At 69.4% G+C, this 14818-nt stretch carries 14 protein-coding genes and 1 pseudogene; 9 read left to right on the plus strand and 6 right to left on the minus strand.

The features are described from left to right. Nucleotides 1–645: 645 nt before the first annotated feature. The 3 genes and pseudogenes from AB0I94_RS06570 to AB0I94_RS06580 form a co-directional block, all read left to right on the plus strand. Nucleotides 646–2532: pseudogene (locus tag AB0I94_RS06570) on the plus strand (glycoside hydrolase family 48 protein); the annotation flags it as partial. 8 nt (nt 2533–2540) lie between these two features. Beyond that, nucleotides 2541–4832, plus strand: coding sequence for a xyloglucanase (locus AB0I94_RS06575; protein WP_363308326.1), 2292 nt, complete (start codon nt 2541–2543; stop codon nt 4830–4832). Between the two features lie 119 nt (nt 4833–4951). Then, a complete protein-coding gene (locus AB0I94_RS06580) occupies nt 4952–5965 on the plus strand; it encodes a LacI family DNA-binding transcriptional regulator (RefSeq protein ID WP_363308327.1) in 1014 nt (337 codons plus the stop codon). Between the two features lie 74 nt (nt 5966–6039). Here AB0I94_RS06580 and AB0I94_RS06585 read toward each other — a convergent pair whose 3' ends face one another. Further along, on the minus strand, nt 6040–6165 hold the full coding sequence (locus AB0I94_RS06585) for a hypothetical protein (protein WP_363308328.1): 126 nt from the start codon (nt 6163–6165) through the stop codon (nt 6040–6042). A 546-nt stretch (nt 6166–6711) separates the two neighbouring features. Here AB0I94_RS06585 and AB0I94_RS06590 point away from each other — a divergent pair. Next, complete coding sequence (locus AB0I94_RS06590; protein ID WP_363308329.1) at nt 6712–7146, plus strand: DUF4352 domain-containing protein; 435 nt, start codon at nt 6712–6714, stop codon at nt 7144–7146. A 105-nt stretch (nt 7147–7251) separates the two neighbouring features. On the opposite strand, the gene AB0I94_RS06595 is transcribed toward AB0I94_RS06590, so the two are convergent. From AB0I94_RS06595 to AB0I94_RS06605, 3 genes are all read right to left on the minus strand, one after another. Further along, nucleotides 7252–7431 (minus strand): hypothetical protein, encoded by a 180-nt coding sequence (locus AB0I94_RS06595; protein ID WP_363308330.1) that lies wholly within the window; start codon nt 7429–7431, stop codon nt 7252–7254. A gap of 18 nt (nt 7432–7449) precedes the next feature. Continuing rightward, nucleotides 7450–8238 (minus strand): hypothetical protein, encoded by a 789-nt coding sequence (locus AB0I94_RS06600; RefSeq protein ID WP_363308331.1) that lies wholly within the window; start codon nt 8236–8238, stop codon nt 7450–7452. A gap of 226 nt (nt 8239–8464) precedes the next feature. Beyond that, nucleotides 8465–8938: a hypothetical protein gene (locus tag AB0I94_RS06605; protein ID WP_363308332.1), complete on the minus strand. Its 474-nt coding sequence runs from the start codon at nt 8936–8938 to the stop codon at nt 8465–8467. A gap of 37 nt (nt 8939–8975) precedes the next feature. Between AB0I94_RS06605 and AB0I94_RS06610 the strand changes: the two genes are divergently transcribed. Both AB0I94_RS06610 and AB0I94_RS06615 read left to right on the plus strand, forming a co-directional pair. Beyond that, nucleotides 8976–9158 carry a hypothetical protein gene (locus AB0I94_RS06610; protein ID WP_363308333.1) on the plus strand — a complete coding sequence of 61 codons (183 nt, stop codon included), beginning with the start codon at nt 8976–8978 and terminating at the stop codon, nt 9156–9158. Continuing rightward, nucleotides 9155–9325 carry a hypothetical protein gene (locus tag AB0I94_RS06615; protein WP_363308334.1) on the plus strand — a complete coding sequence of 57 codons (171 nt, stop codon included), beginning with the start codon at nt 9155–9157 and terminating at the stop codon, nt 9323–9325. The genes AB0I94_RS06610 and AB0I94_RS06615 overlap by 4 nt, the downstream gene beginning before the upstream one ends. Before the next feature lie 71 nt (nt 9326–9396). Here the strand turns inward: AB0I94_RS06615 and AB0I94_RS06620 are convergent, their stop codons facing one another. Then, nucleotides 9397–11304 (minus strand): rhamnogalacturonan lyase, encoded by a 1908-nt coding sequence (locus AB0I94_RS06620; RefSeq protein WP_363308705.1) that lies wholly within the window; start codon nt 11302–11304, stop codon nt 9397–9399. Nucleotides 11305–11628: 324 nt separating this feature from the next. On the opposite strand from AB0I94_RS06620, the gene AB0I94_RS06625 reads away from it, so the two are divergent. From AB0I94_RS06625 to AB0I94_RS06635, 3 genes are all read left to right on the plus strand, one after another. Beyond that, nucleotides 11629–12162 carry a SigE family RNA polymerase sigma factor gene (locus tag AB0I94_RS06625; RefSeq protein ID WP_363308335.1) on the plus strand — a complete coding sequence of 178 codons (534 nt, stop codon included), beginning with the start codon at nt 11629–11631 and terminating at the stop codon, nt 12160–12162. Next, the gene (locus AB0I94_RS06630; RefSeq protein ID WP_363308336.1) at nt 12162–13037 is read left to right on the plus strand and encodes a hypothetical protein; all 876 of its coding nucleotides are present in this window, start codon (nt 12162–12164) and stop codon (nt 13035–13037) included. The genes AB0I94_RS06625 and AB0I94_RS06630 overlap by 1 nt, the downstream gene beginning before the upstream one ends. A 94-nt stretch (nt 13038–13131) precedes the next feature. Next, entirely contained in the window at nt 13132–13974 is an 843-nt protein-coding gene (locus AB0I94_RS06635; RefSeq protein ID WP_363308337.1) for a pectate lyase, read from the plus strand. Nucleotides 13975–14041: 67 nt separating this feature from the next. On the opposite strand, the gene AB0I94_RS06640 is transcribed toward AB0I94_RS06635, so the two are convergent. Next, entirely contained in the window at nt 14042–14731 is a 690-nt protein-coding gene (locus AB0I94_RS06640; RefSeq protein WP_363308338.1) for a TetR/AcrR family transcriptional regulator, read from the minus strand. Nucleotides 14732–14818: the final 87 nt, after the last annotated feature.

Consider the following 14818-nt stretch of genomic DNA (forward strand, 5'->3'; position numbering starts at 1 on the left):
GGGAACAGCCGTCGAGCGCGGCCAGATGGCCGCGGAGGCCGACGCCGAACGGGGTGGGCGCGGCGTCGTAGAAGCTGCGGATGGTGGGGCCCGACGAGCGGTTCCAGGTGCTCCAGGTCCACCCCGGGCAGGAGGCCTGGCGGGCGTCGAGCCACTCCATGACGGAGCGGTCGACCCCGAGCGCGGCAAGGGTGCCGAGCAGACGCGGGGACGGGCATGAGCGACTCCTCGGACGGAACCGGAATCGCTCCCACTGGTGCCGTGGAAGCTAGCAGGAAGTCGCCGCCGAGAACAGAAAGGTTGGCGGGTCTTTCAGATTCTTCGGATCGCCGCTGTCGAATTCATTCGACAACTCCCTTTCCTGTGCGGGCTCTTGACATCCGGCCCGTCCGGCCTGAATTTTGGGAGCGCTCCCACTTGCGCTCTCACCGGTTACCCGGCTCCCCGAGCGGAGCTCGCCCCCATCGAGCCGTCAGGAGACACCCCCGCATGCCCGCATTCCCCCCATCCCCCCGCTCCGGCCCCTCCAGACCGGAAATCAGCCGCCGCAACCTGCTGGCCCTCGGCGCCGGAGCCGCACTGGCCCCGGCCATCGTGGCACTCAACCCAGCAGGTCACAGCGCCCATGCCGCCCCCGCGGCCACCGAGTACGAACAGCGCTTCCTCGACCTGTACGCGAAGATCACCGATTCCGCGAACGGCTATTTCTCGCCGGACGGTATTCCCTACCACTCCGTCGAAACCCTCATTGTCGAAGCCCCCGATCACGGGCACGAGACGACATCCGAGGCATACAGCTATCTGCTCTGGCTGCAGGCCATGTACGGCAAGGTCAGCGGCGACTGGACACGTTTCAACGCGGCCTGGGAAACCATGGAGAAATTCATGATCCCGTCCCATGCCGACCAGCCGACGAACAGTTTCTACAATGCGGCGAAACCAGCCACGTACGCCCCCGAACACGACCAGCCGTCCCAGTACCCCGCCCGGCTCGACCCCTCGGTCCAGGCAGGCGCCGACCCGATCGCCGCCGAGCTGAGGAGCGCCTACGGCAGCGACGACATCTACGGCATGCACTGGCTCCAGGACGTCGACAACGTCTACGGATACGGCGGTGACGCCGCGGGGCCCGTCTACATCAACACCTTCCAGCGCGGCTCCCAGGAGTCGGTCTGGGAGACCGTCCCGCACCCCACCCGCGACGAGTTCACCCACGGCGGCAGGAACGGCTACCTCGACCTGTTCACCGGCGACGCCTCCTACGCCAAGCAGTGGAAGTACACCAACGCCCCCGACGCCGACGCCCGCGCCGTCCAGGCCGCCTACTGGGCGCACATCTGGGCCTCGGCCCAGGGCAAGGAGTCCGAGATCGCGGCGACGGTCGCCAAGGCGGCCAAGATGGGCGACTACCTCCGCTACGCCCTGTTCGACAAGTACTTCAAGACCATCGGCAACTGCACCGACCCGTCCGGCTGCGCACCGGGCAACGGCAAGAACAGCTCGCACTACCTGCTGTCCTGGTACTACGCCTGGGGCGGAGCCACCGACACCTCCGCGGGCTGGGCCTGGCGGATCGGATCGAGCCACAGCCACGGCGGCTACCAGAACCCCCTGGCCGCCTTCGCCCTCAGCGCCTACGCCCCTCTCGCCCCCAAGTCGGCGACGGGCAAGGCGGACTGGACCAAGAGCCTGACCCGGCAGATCGAGTTCTACCGCTGGCTGCAGTCCGCCGAGGGCGCCATCGCGGGCGGCGCCACCAACAGCTGGCAGGGCCGGTACGCCAAGCCCCCGGCCGGCACCCCCACCTTCTACGGCATGGCCTACGACGAGAAGCCCGTCTACCACGACCCACCGTCCAACCAGTGGTTCGGCTTCCAGGCCTGGTCGATGGAGCGCGTCGCCGAGTACCTCCACGAGACCGACGACCCGGCCGCCAAGAGCGTCATGGACAAGTGGGTGAAGTGGGCCCTGTCCGAGACGAAGATCGCCGCCGACGGCACCTACACCTTCCCCTCGACCCTGAAGTGGTCCGGTCAGCCCGACACCTGGAGCCCCACGAGTCCCGGCGCCAACGCGGGACTTCACGTGTCCGTCGTCGACCACACCAACGACGTGGGCGTGGCCGGCGCCTACGCCAGGACCCTCACGTACTACGCCGCGGCCACCGGCCACACCGAAGCCGCCACCACGGCCAAGGCACTCCTGGACGGCATGTGGAAACACCACCAGGACCGCCTCGGAATCGCCGTGCCCGAGACCCGCGCCGACTACAACCGCTTCGACGACGCGGTGTACGTCCCCAGCGGCTGGACCGGCACCATGCCGAACGGCGACACGATCGACTCCGGATCCGACTTCACCTCCATCCGCTCCTTCTACCGCGACGACCCCGACTGGCCGAAGGTCGAGGCGTATCTCGCCGGGGGAGCGGCGCCGCGGTTCACCTACCACCGCTTCTGGGCGCAGGTGGACATCGCGCTCGCCATGGGCGCCTACGCGGAGCTCCTCGAACCCGGGCCGGGATCGCGGTGACCGGCCGTATGACGCGCGGCGGGAAACTGCTCGGCGCCCTCGGCCTGATCCCGGGGCTGCTGCTGGCGGCCGCCCCGTCCTCCGGGGCCGACGACGCCAGGAAGAAGCCGGCGGCCGCGTACACCTGGAAGAACGTCCGCATCGACGGCGGCGGCTTCGTCCCCGGCATCGTCTTCAACCGCGCCGAGAAGAACCTCGCGTACGCGCGCACCGACATCGGCGGCGCCTACCGCTGGAAGGAGTCGACGCGGAGCTGGACCCCGCTCCTTGACTCGGTGGGATGGGACGACTGGGGCCACACCGGGGTCGTCAGCATCGCGTCCGACACCGTCGAACCGGACAAGGTGTACGCCGCCGTCGGGACGTACACCAATGACTGGGACCCCGGGAAGGGCGCCGTCATGCGCTCGGCCGACCGGGGCAAGACCTGGAAGAAGACGGACCTGCCCTTCAAGCTCGGCGGCAACATGCCGGGCCGCGGCATGGGCGAACGCCTCGCCGTCGACCCGCACGACAACCGCGTGCTCTACCTCGGTGCGCCCAGCGGCCACGGCCTGTGGCGCTCCACCGACTCCGGGGCCACCTGGTCCGAGGTGAGCGCGTTCCCCAATCCCGGCAACTACCAGCAGGACCCGGGCGATTCGACCGGCTACGCCTCCGACAACCAGGGCATCGCCTGGGTCACGTTCGACGAGTCCACGGGAGCCTCCGGCAGGCCCACCAAGACCATCTACGTGGGCGTCGCCGACAAGGAGAACGCCGTATACCGCTCGACCGACGCGGGCGCCAGCTGGTCACGCCTGGCGGACCAGCCCACGGGCTACCTCGCCCACAAGGGTGTGCTCGACGCGGAGAACGGCTATCTCTACCTCGCCTACAGCGACAAGGGCGGCCCGTACGACGGAGGCAAGGGGCAGGTGTGGCGGTACGCGACCCGCACCGGTGAGTGGAAGAACATCAGCCCCGCCTCCGAAGCCGACACCTACTACGGCTACAGCGGGCTGAGCGTCGACCGGCAGCGTCCGGGCACCGTCATGGTCACCGGCTACAGCTCATGGTTCCCGGACACCCAGATCTTCCGCTCCACCGACAGCGGCGGCAGCTGGACCGGTGCCTGGAACTACGGCGCCTACCCCGAGCGCACCAACCGCTACACCATGGACGTCTCGTCCGTGCCCTGGCTGTCGTGGGGCGCGAACCCCGCACCTCCCGAACAGGCCCCCAAACTGGGCTGGATGACCGAGGCCCTGGAGATCGATCCCTTCGACTCCGACCGCATGATGTATGGCACCGGGGCCACCGTCTACGGCACGCACAACCTGCGGCAGTGGGACAGCGGCGGCAATTTCACCGTCACACCGATGGTGAAGGGCCTGGAGGAGACCGCCGTCAACGACCTCGCCGCGCCGTCCTCCGGAGCGCCACTGCTCAGCGCCCTCGGCGACATCGGCGGCTTCCGGCACACGGACGTCACCAAGGTGCCGCCCCTGATGTACACCGAGCCCAACTTCACGACCACCACCAGCATCGACCACGCCGAGTCCGACCCGGACACGGTGGTGCGCGTCGGCCAGCTCGACAGTGGGCCGCGCATCGCCTTCTCCGGTGACAACGGCGCCACTTGGAAGGCGGGCAAGGAGCCATCGGGGGTCTCCGGCGGCGGCACGGTCGCCGCGTCGGCCGACGGCAGCCGATTCGTGTGGAGCCCGGACGGCACGGGCGTGCACACCAGCGGAGACCGGGGCGCCTCGTGGACGGCGGCCACCGGCATCCCGCAGGGCGCCGTCGTCGAGTCCGACCGGGCCGAACCGAAGACGTTCTACGGCTTCAAGTCCGGGACCTTCTACGTCAGTACGGACGGCGGAGCCACCTTCACCGCGAAGGCGTCCACCGGCCTTCCGGCCGAAGGAGCGGTGCGTTTCAAGGCCGTACCGGGAGAAGCGGGCGACATCTGGCTCGCCGGCGGGAAGGCCGGAGGGACGTACGGTCTGTGGCACTCGACGGACTCGGGCGCGAGCTTCACCCGCGTCGACGGCGTCGAGGAGGCCGACACGATCGGCTTCGGCAAGGCCGCCCCCGGCTCCGCACACCAGACCCTCTTCACCAGCGCGAAGATCGACGGGGTGCGCGGCATCTTCCGCTCCACCGACGCTGGAAAGAGCTGGGTGCGCGTCAACGACGACGCCCACCAGTGGGGCTGGACCGGAGCCGCCATCACCGGCGACCCCCGCATCTTCGGGCGGGTGTACGTGGCCACGAACGGCCGTGGCATCGTGTACGGGGACAAGTCCCGCCGGTGACAAGCCAGTCGAAGCGCTTCGACACATCTATGGACAGCACATGGGTGTCCCTCTAAGGTCAAGACGGCATCCAGTCGAAGCGCTTCGCCACCGCCTCCAGACCTGTCCAGGAGAGCCGCATGGTCACCCTCGCCGAGGTAGCCCACCACGCCGGAGTCTCGGCCAGCACGGTGAGCTACGTACTCAGCGGCAAGCGGTCCATCTCCGCCTCGACCAAGGACCGTGTCGAGCGGTCCATCCGCGAGCTCGGCTACCACCCCAACGCCGGCGCCCGCGCCCTGGCCAGCAGCCGATCCAACATCATCGCGCTGATGGTCCCGCTGCGCACCGACATGTACGTGCCGGTGATGATGGAGATAGCCATCGCCGTCGCCACCACCGCACGCACCCACGGATACGACGTGCTGCTCCTGACCGGTGAGGAGGGCCCCGAGGCGGTCCGCCGCATCGAGGGCAGCGCGCTCGCCGACGCGATGATCCTGATGGACGTGGAGCTGCACGACGAGCGGCTCCCGCTGATCCGCGAGACCGACCGGCCCACGGTCCTCATCGGCCTCCCCGCCGATCCCACGGGCCTGACCTGCGTCGACCTCGATTTCACGGCGACCGGCGCCCTGTGCGTCGAGCACCTCCACGGCCTCGGCCACCGGGAGATCGCCGTGATCGGCGAGGCGCCCGCCGTGTACGAGCGGCACACCGGGTTCGCGGAGCGCACCCTGCAAGGACTGCGCACGCGGGCCGGAGAGCTCGGTGTGCGGGTGCTCCACCGGCCCTGCGAGGGGACGTACGACGCGCTGGCCGCGACCCTGGCCCGGATATCCGACGAACGCCCCGGCACGACGGGGTTCGTCGTGCAGAACGAATCGGCCGTGGAGCCGCTCCTGAGCCTCCTGCGCCAGCAGGGTCGCGCCCTGCCGGAAGACGTCTCCGTCATCGCCGTCTGCCCCGACCAGGTGGCCACCCAGGCATCGGTGCGACTCACCTCCGTCGCCATCCCCGCACAGGAGATGGGGCGACAGGCGGTGGAGCGCGTCGTCGCGAAGCTGCGGGGGCAGGTCACGGACGAAGTTGTTTTGCTGGCACCAGAGTTGACGGTACGGGCCAGCACGGGTCCGGCGCCGGCGACGGGCTGACCCGCGGGCGCGGGGGTTGGGCCCGCGGAGGGTTGCCAAGTTCCTGCTCGTGTATCTCTTCCGGCGCTGTTGGCCTACCGCCTACGCCGAAAGTGCAGCCACAGCCGGGCGAGGAACAGGCCAAGGACCACGACGCCGACCGTGATCTGCACCCAGCGAGGGAGGGCGTCCGCGCCGGGGAGGTACAGGGCGATCTGCATCGAGAACGTCATTCCTCACGGTTGAGCCCTCGTGACCGGAGAGACGAGGTGACGGTCATTCTCCTACGCGCGGCGTGCGGACACCTGTAGTGACGTCCCGCGCGGGGCGTACGGCTGTCAGGAGTCCACGGGATGTTCGAAACCGTGAGCCGTCAGGAAGCGCACCGCGTTCGGATAGCCCGTGAGCCATTCCCCCGCACACGTGCCACCTGCGCCGGGAATCAGAGAACTGGACCGTCACGACAGCGATGGGAATGTTCAGGCAGTCGCCCTTGGTGCGCACCGAACAGAACACCTTTCCGGTTCGTGCGACCGGAGCGAGGGGCTGGATCGACAGAATCGGCGACGTCATTTCAGGCAACTTCGACGTGGTGGTCCACGGTGCGAGCTTCTGGTCCCGGTGCGGTGGCCGGGCCACGGATCGCTCCGGTCGACCCAGCTCTATGGTGGGCGGATCCTGGAGGTATGAACGGCATACGCACCCGCGCGGTGGCCCGCCTATCGGTCGCTGCGATGACTGCATGCCTCCTGGGAGCCGGAAGCAGTGTGGCGGCAACAGCCCCTTCGCTGTCACCTACAGCTGAGAAGGCGGGCGCCTGGGGAGACACGAAGAAGTGGGATGGCGGCCTTGAGGTCACCGTTTCCAAGCCGAGCAAGTTCACGCCCGGCGACTACTCGATCGGTCACGAGTCCGGCAATCAGGCCGTGAAGTGGCGGATCAAGGTACACAACGGCACGGATGAGGCGTTCCAGGGGGCGCTGATGAGCGTGTACGTGAAGTCTGGAAGCGACGGCGACACCTGCGAGCAGATCTTCGACGGGGATCTCGGCGCGGGCATCGCGGGCAGCGTGTCGCCCGGATCTTCAGGCGCGGCCGACTTCGCGTTCGACGTACCGCGGGGCCAGCTGAACAAGATTGACCTGGAGGTGCGCCCCGACTTCGACAAGGACGGGAAACACTGGGTTGGCGAGATGAAGTAGATCAGGCCGCTGGCCGAGCATGCCGAGTTCAGTGCCCGGGCGAACTGCTGCCGTGAGGTGCGGTCCAAAGAGCACCCAGGAGGCAGGGAGAACGGCGTACTCCGTTCACGTGCCGAGGATGTCCATCAGGTGGTAGTCGAGGTCAACGACCCAGTCCTCGCGCCGCCACGGCCGCAACTCCTGACGGGCCCGCCGTAACCGGATCGCAGGTACCCGGCCGCCCGTCGGCGAGACGGCGCCCACGCACTCGTGCAGGAGGTCCGCCGCCTCCCGAGGCGACCCCATACGGATACGGGCCAGAGCCTAGCCGCTCGACGACGGATCCCCTGCATGGTCGCGCTCCATGTCGTACCAGGCCAGTCCCAACGCGGTCCGAACCTGACGTACCAATTGAGCGCGGGCCGCAACCTCTGCCTGCAGTGCGTGCGCACGCGCACGGACCAAGACGCTGTCGCCCGTCCTGGCCGCCCGCACCGCAGCCTCGACCAGGACCCGTGGGCGCTCAAGGCCGTCCTGCGCGTACATGGTCACGAGGGCGTGTGACATGTGGACGTCAGCTTGCCGCCACGGCTCCGACAGCCGCCCAGCCTGCTTGGTAGCTGCGGCATACAGGGCACGGGAGGCCGTGTCGTCGTGGGTCTCGAAAGCCAGCCGGCCAGCGAGTGTGGATGCCGCTACCGCGGTGGAGCGCAGCTGCGGTAGAAGGGGCTCAGGTGCAGGTCCGGCCAGCAGGATGCGGCAAGCCTCGACGGCGGGGGCCAGCATCAACTGCAGCCGCACGAACGGCAGGGAGCCTACCTGGGTGTTCACACCGTCGACCATTGCGGCCAGGTCGTCGATCACCGCGTCTTCCGCGCGGGAGGGGTCCGTGAGCGCTGAGACGAGAGCGTGGTGACAGCCGGGCGTCAGGAATGCCAGCAGGGACGACGCCCCGCGATCCGTGAGATGCCGGATCACCATGGTGCGCGTCTCGCCGATCTGCCGCTCGCCCTGACCGAGCAGGCTCAGCGCGTTCAGGAGTTCCGCGAAGTCTGAGCCGGATCCGAGAGAGATCTGTCCGCTTGGCGTGGTCGCGTACACATAGGCCAGCAACAGCAGGTAGCGCTCGTCTGGGACGGCTTTGCCTGCCTCTCAACGGGATACCGACCGCTGCACGTTCACGGCGGTCGGCATGTGCAGGATGTGCAGGTCACGGCCGGCATCCACCAAGGAGTGGGCCAGGACAGACAAGGACCAGCCACGACGCGTTCTTAGCCGTGCCAGCGCCGCCGATCCGCCTGTCCTCTCAACCACTCGGCCAGCATGTCGCAAAAGCTGCCTACACGGGGACGATGAGACGCGGAAGCCCCAATCCAGCGGCGTAGTTGAGGGTCTGCCATGTTCCCGAAGTTGACTCATCGTGATGTGGGAGACCGATCACCATTGATGACCGGTCGACCATGTGCCGGTTGCGTTCGTGGTAGGCGGGCGAATTCAGCTCGACAGCCTTCAGCTCGACGACGTCGTTGATGCGGTCCTGGCTGTGGACGATGGCTTGCCGGGCTTCGGCGGGCTGCTGGTCGAGGCGGCCCGGCACGACGATGGTGATGCGGGCGGCCGTGTTCCCGGCCAGCCACAACAAGGTGAGGGAGTCGATGCCCCGGGCGCCGCCGATGTAGAAGTGGCTGTCGGCGAACGGTGCGAGGTAGTCGACGAAGAGGGCCGTGTACTCGCCCGGTGGGCGATGACTCGTGTTGCGCGTGCCCGTGATCGCCACCGTCCGCATGATCCACTCCGTGTCATGGGTTGTCATATCCCGCACTCATCAGCGGAACTGAGATCGTCACAGCGTGGACATTGACGACCTGCACCGCCTCGGCAGGCTCGCCGAGGAGATTCTGCTCACCGGCGGCCGGTACATCACCGGCTTCGCCTACGAAGTCGGTGAGCGCGGAGCTGAGCCCGATTGTGCCGAACGTATCGCCCGCATCCTGGCAGTCGGCAGCGAGCCCAGGACGGAGCACCCCGCATGAGCACCCCCAAGTACGCGCGACCGGTGGCTGGCGTCCTTTGCTGGGACGAGAAGCCGGGCGACGTCTTGCATTGCACGCTCGGGCAGGACCACGGCGGTGACCACTTCCACGCGTACGCCAAGGCCCGCCGGCCGAATCGCACGCGACAGAAGCAGTCCCAGCGTTGAGAAGGAAGGCCGCCGCTAGGCAGCTCACCCAACTACCCCAAATCACCAGTTGGGAGCCGCACTTGCCCAGCTCAGGGAGTGGACACCACCGGGCGCGGCGCCTTCGCCATGCCGGAGCCGATGAAGAAGCTCGGGTGCGGGGGCTGGTTGTATGCCGTGTTCTGCCAGGCGAGCGCCGTGCGGTACTGGATGTCGTGGAGCAGCGTGGTGATCTTCGTCTTCGTCTCGTGCGGGGTGGAGTAGATCCGCAGCGCCTTGTTGTCCGAGGTGCGCCACACCACCTCCTCGCGCCAGTCGCCGAGGATGTCGCCCGAGAGCGCGGGGGTCGCCTTCGTGCCGTTGCCGGACGCGACGGAGGCCCCCGTCAGGAGCCGGGTGTCGCCGCCCGTGCCGTACTTGTCGATCCGCGTGCCGTCGAGGAGTTCGCGGGTGGTGTCGCCGTCCCACCAGTTCACGAAGTTGACGCTGGACGGCTCGCGGCCCACGGACGCCCCGGACGGCGAGCGCAGGGTGCTGTCGGCCGCGGACCACGACTCGGCGCCCGGCGAACCGGCGTAGACGTCCGCGGAGACGCCTCGGCCGTTGTCGGAGCCGGACGCCGTGGTCCACAGCCGCTGCCCCGTGCGGGCGTCGGCCATCCAGGACCCCGGCTTGGAACTGTCCTCGGAGACCTTGAAGTACTCCAGGCCCGCGCGCGAGGGATCGAGGTCGCCGACGTGTCCGGCGTCGCCGTGCCCGAGCTTGGTCGTCCACAGGCCGCTGCCGTTGTCGTCGACGGCCATCGCGCCGTAGACGATCTCGTCCTTGCCGTCGTCGTCCACGTCCGCGACCGAGAGGCTGTGGTTGCCCTGGCCGTCGTATCCCTTGCCGGTGTTCGTCGAGGAGTTGGTGTCGAAGGTCCAGCGCCGGGTGAACGCACCGTTCCGCCAGTCCCAGGCGGCGATGACGGACCGCGTGTAGTAGCCGCGCGCCATGATGAGGGAGGGCCTGCTGCCGTCGAGGTAGGCGGTCCCCGCGAGGAAGCGGTCCACGCGGTTGCCGTAACTGTCGCCCCAGCTTGCGACGTTGCCGCGCGCCGGGACGTAGTCGACCGTGTCGAGCGCGGCGCCGGAGCGGCCGTCGAACATGGTCAGGTACTCGGGCCCGGCCAGGACGTAACCGCTCGCATTGCGGTGGTCGGCCGAGGAGTTGCCGATCACCTTGCCCGCGCCGTCCTTCGTGCCGTCCGCGGTCTTCGTCGCGACCTCGGCCCTGCCGTCACCGTCGTAGTCGTACACCTGGAACTGCGTGTAGTGCGCGCCCGAGCGGATGTTCCTGCCCAGGTCGATCCGCCACAGCCGGGTGCCGTCCAGCTTGATGCCGTCGACGATCGTGTTGCCGGTGTAGCCGGACTGCGAGTTGTCCTTGGCGTTGGTGGGCTGCCACTTCAGGACGAAGTCCAGGGCGCCGTCTCCGTCTAGGTCGCCCACGGACGCGTCGTTGGCCTCGTACGTGTACGCCACGCCGTCCGGAGTCGTGCCCCCGGCGGGCGGAGTGATCGGCACGTCCTTGTACCCGGCGCGGAACTGCACCGCGTGCACGGAGTCACCCTGCTCGGCGCCGTCGACCACCGCGCGCACGGTGTAGTCGGCGCTGTTCGGGGCGCCCGCGTGGAAGTAGTTGGTCGAGCCGGTGACCGGGGACGAGTTGACCTTCGTACCGCCTCGGTAGACGTTGAAGGCCACGTCGTCGTCATCAGTGCCGAGCCAGCGCCAGCTGACCAGGTTCCCGGCGTCGGTGTGCACGCTGACCACGCCCCGGTCGAGCGCCTCGGCCTGGCGGGCGGTGGCCGCGGACGAGGTCGACGACAGGGCGATGAGCCCACCGGCGGCGAGGGCGCCCGCGACGACGGCGGTGATCAGGACCCGGCCGCGGGCCCGCCGTGCTCTTCGGCCCCCGAGGCGGTGGCGGTGACGGTCGGGGTGCGGGTGCTCGGCCATGGAGTACGCGGGCATGGGTGCTCCTGCGGGGAGAGGGACAGTGCCTCGGCTGAGTCGCCGCGGAGCGTGCGGAAGGTTGCCGCTCGTACGCATCCTTCGACCGGAGTCCGGGAGTTCGGGAGTTCCCCGAGTTCCGGAGTTCCGTCCCGCAGTGCCTGAACCGGGCCGGATGACCCCATACCGCTTGGCTCAGACCTGCCTGGGATTCCGGACGTTGTTCGATCTCTCGCACAGACGTTGCTATGCTCGCGCACCGCGCTTCGGCGGCACGGGGGGCCACCCAGCGCGCGGGCAGAGCCGCGCAGCACAGAAGAGAGGTCACCCGTGGGGACAGCCGTCGATGACGCCGCCGCCGCGGAGTTCCATGACTTCTTCGAGCGGCACTACAACGAACTCGCCCGTCTCGCGCACATGCTGACCGGCGAGAAGGACGCCGCGGACGATCTGGCGGCGGACGCCCTGGTCGCGCTCTGGAACCGCTGGGACCGGGTCAGGGCCGCCGACCACCCGGCCGCGTACGCCCGTGGTGTCGTCGCCAACATGGCGCGCAGCCGCATCCGCAGCGCCGTCCGCGAGCGTCGCCGCGTGGCCCTGTTCTGGGGGCAGCGTCCGGAGGGCGTCGACGACCCCGACGTACCGGCGGTCGTCGACGTCCAGGAGGCGTTGCGTACGCTGCCGTTCCGTAAGCGGGCCTGTGTGGTCCTGCGGCACGCCTTCGATCTGTCGGAGAAGGACACCGCGCTCACCCTCGGGATATCGGTCGGTACGGTGAAGAGCCAGACGTCCAAGGGGATGGCGGAGCTGCAACGGCTCCTGGGGCAGCGGGTCGCGTCGCAACTCGTGGGAGGGAGGCAGTGATGGACGACGTACGCAAGCAGCTGCGCGATGCCGCGGCCGAGCACCGCCCCGACAGGGAACGGATGCTCGCCCGCGTCGAGCGCGGCATGGAGCGCGACGCCGTCGACCTCGGTGCCTCCTCGCGCGGCAGGCCGCCGCGGCCCGCCCCCTGGCTGCGGATCGCCGGCGCGACGGCCGCCGTGGCCGGGGTCTTCGCGCTCGGCGGATACGCCGTCGCCTCGGTCGTCCAGGGCGAGGAGCCGCCGCCGCGCACCGTGGGCACGCCTGCCGCCCCCGATTCCCCCTCCGGACCGAGCCCCTCCGCCTCCGCGCCGGACGACGAGAACGCCGGACCCAGCTCGCCGGCCGAGCCCGCACAGCCGTCCGGCAAGGCCACGAAGGGCCCGCCCGGCAAGGACGAGGACCGGGGCGCGAACAAGCCGCCGAAGAAGTCCGGCCCCCCGCCCTCCACGCGGCGCCTGGCCCCGGACGCCGAGGCCGTCGAGGACGGCTACCTCTGGAGTGACGGCTCCATCGACCCGCAGAGCAACGACTTCTGGGCGCAGAGCACCCTGACCTTCAAGACCGGCAAACCGCTCACCGCGCTCACCGTCGAACTGCGTGTCGCGCAGACCGGCGGAGTCACCGACACGGGCAACTGGCGTTCCCTGCCCGCCGACGATTTCACCGTCTCCGTACGGGAGGAGGGCGGTGAGCTGGTCTACCGCTGGACGCTGAAGGCGGGCCGGACCGTCCCGGAGGGCGAGCACGTCTTCGCGGGCCAGTACAACCACGCCGAAGGCGGCAGGGACGCGGGGCAGGACACGTACGCGGCGGAGGCGACCGCGTCGGGCCAGGAGGCCGCGGTGCGCGGCGACTTCGCGCGTACGTCGTAGGCCCGCGGAAATCTCACGCACCCCGGCAACCTTCCGCACCCGGGCGGAGACCAGCAGACGCAAGGTCATCCCCCCAGCGAAAGAGCGGTCCCCCATGACCACGCAACGAGCCGAACTGCGCCAGAGCCGCAAGCGCCGCCTGACGCGCCGCCGCGTCGCGGGCGCGGCGGGCGGTGCGCTCCTGCTGACCGGCGCCACCCTCGGCGCCAACGCGCTGCTCTCCCCGGCGGGAGCGGCGACCACGGCTGCCGCTTGGCCGACCCCCACCGGCGACAAGCCCGTCACCAAGACGATCGAGGTGTCCGGCACCTACGACGGCGGACTCCAGCGCTTCTACGGCAGCGGAGACCTCGGTGGCGACGGGCAGGAAGAGGGCCAGGACCCGGTCTTCAAGCTGAAGGACGGCGCGGTCCTGAAGAACGTCGTGCTGGGCAGGCCCGCCGCCGACGGCGTGCACTGCTCGGGCAGCTGCACCATCCAGAACGTGTGGTGGGAGGATGTCGGCGAGGACGCGGCCACCTTCAAGGGCACCTCGTCCGGCTCGACGTACAACGTCACCGGTGGCGGCGCGAGGAAGGCCGACGACAAGGTCCTCCAGTTCAACGGCGCGGGCAGGCTGAACATCAGCGGCTTCCAGGTCTCGGACTTCGGCAAGCTGGTCCGCTCCTGCGGCAACTGCTCCAAGCAGTACAAGCGCACGATCGCCGTCAACGACGTGGACGTGACCGCCCCCGGCAAGTCGCTGGTCGGCATCAACACCAACTACGGCGACACCGCGACCCTGAGCAAGATCCGCATCCACGGCGACTCAGGCAAGAAGATCAAGCCCTGTATCCGCTACACCGGCAACAGCTCGGGCGACGAGCCCGAGGAGACGGGCAGCGGCCCTGACGGCACGTACTGCAAGTACAGCGCGTCCGACATCAGTTACCAGTAGGCGCGGGCCTGCCTCCAGCGACCGGCCGGTCGCTGGAGGCCGCGTCTTTCACCCCCGACACCCCCGGTCATGAGGGTGTGGCCGACGTGGCCTGGGCGAGCAGCCCGTCGACGAACGTGCGAAGTCCCTGGGGGTAGATGTCCCGTGCCGCAAGCGCGGCCCATCGGACGCCGATGGCGGCCAGGTGGGGCACCTGGGACGGGTCCAGGTCGTCGCGGTAGGCGAAGGGCCGGCCGGCGGCGTGCCGGCGGGCGGAGTGGGCGCGGACGAGCACCTCGCCGACGGTGTAGTACCAGAGGCTGCGGAAGATGTCGACGCTCTGCTCGGGTGTGCATCCGTGGTCGTCGGCTCCGGCCACGATGGCTTCGACCATCCACATCGCCGACTCGTCAAGGAGGCCGACGAAACCGTCGGCCGACAGGACTTCCGCGGCCCATGGCCAGGCCGCGAGCGCGTTGTGCAGCGCGGTGGTGGCCACGACGATGCGCTCCCTCGGGTCGCTGGGCAGGCGGGGGCGTTCGACCTGGGCGACGTGGTGATTGAGCAGCAGGAGCAGGAGATCGTCCTTGCTCCGGATGTGGTGGTACAGGGTCGTCGCGCCGATGCCGAGCTCGGCGGCGAGCCCGCGGATGGTCAGCTTCTCCCAGCCGTCCCGGTCGATCAGCCCGCGGGCCGCCGTCAGGATCTGTGCACGGGACGTCACGGGCGGCCGGCCGGTGCGGCCCTGTGGTGCGGGAGAGCGGGGCGATGCGGGCATGGCCCCATCATGCCGTCCCGCCGCCCCACGCCGTGCGGCCGGTGCAGGGCCCACTCCCTTTCGAGGTCGACAGAGGGCACCCTCGAT

Origin of the sequence: Streptomyces sp. NPDC050147 (assembly GCF_040660195.1) — a bacterium.
Classification (GTDB): domain Bacteria; phylum Actinomycetota; class Actinomycetes; order Streptomycetales; family Streptomycetaceae; genus Streptomyces.

Bases quoted from the DNA above. Each gene is read 5' to 3' on its own strand.
- AB0I94_RS06630 (WP_363308336.1), top strand. From the start codon at position 12,162: ATGGACGACGTACGCAAGCAGCTGCGCGATGCCGCGGCCGAGCACCGC.
- AB0I94_RS06580 (WP_363308327.1), top strand. From the start codon at position 4,952: ATGGTCACCCTCGCCGAGGTAGCCCACCACGCCGGAGTCTCGGCCAGC.
- AB0I94_RS06605 (WP_363308332.1), bottom strand. From the start codon at position 8,938: ATGACAACCCATGACACGGAGTGGATCATGCGGACGGTGGCGATCACG.
- AB0I94_RS06585 (WP_363308328.1), bottom strand. From the start codon at position 6,165: ATGCAGATCGCCCTGTACCTCCCCGGCGCGGACGCCCTCCCTCGCTGG.
- AB0I94_RS06575 (WP_363308326.1), top strand. From the start codon at position 2,541: ATGACGCGCGGCGGGAAACTGCTCGGCGCCCTCGGCCTGATCCCGGGG.
- AB0I94_RS06615 (WP_363308334.1), top strand. From the start codon at position 9,155: ATGAGCACCCCCAAGTACGCGCGACCGGTGGCTGGCGTCCTTTGCTGG.
- AB0I94_RS06620 (WP_363308705.1), bottom strand. From the start codon at position 11,304: ATGGCCGAGCACCCGCACCCCGACCGTCACCGCCACCGCCTCGGGGGC.
- AB0I94_RS06595 (WP_363308330.1), bottom strand. From the start codon at position 7,431: ATGGGGTCGCCTCGGGAGGCGGCGGACCTCCTGCACGAGTGCGTGGGC.
- AB0I94_RS06640 (WP_363308338.1), bottom strand. From the start codon at position 14,731: ATGCCCGCATCGCCCCGCTCTCCCGCACCACAGGGCCGCACCGGCCGG.
- AB0I94_RS06635 (WP_363308337.1), top strand. From the start codon at position 13,132: ATGACCACGCAACGAGCCGAACTGCGCCAGAGCCGCAAGCGCCGCCTG.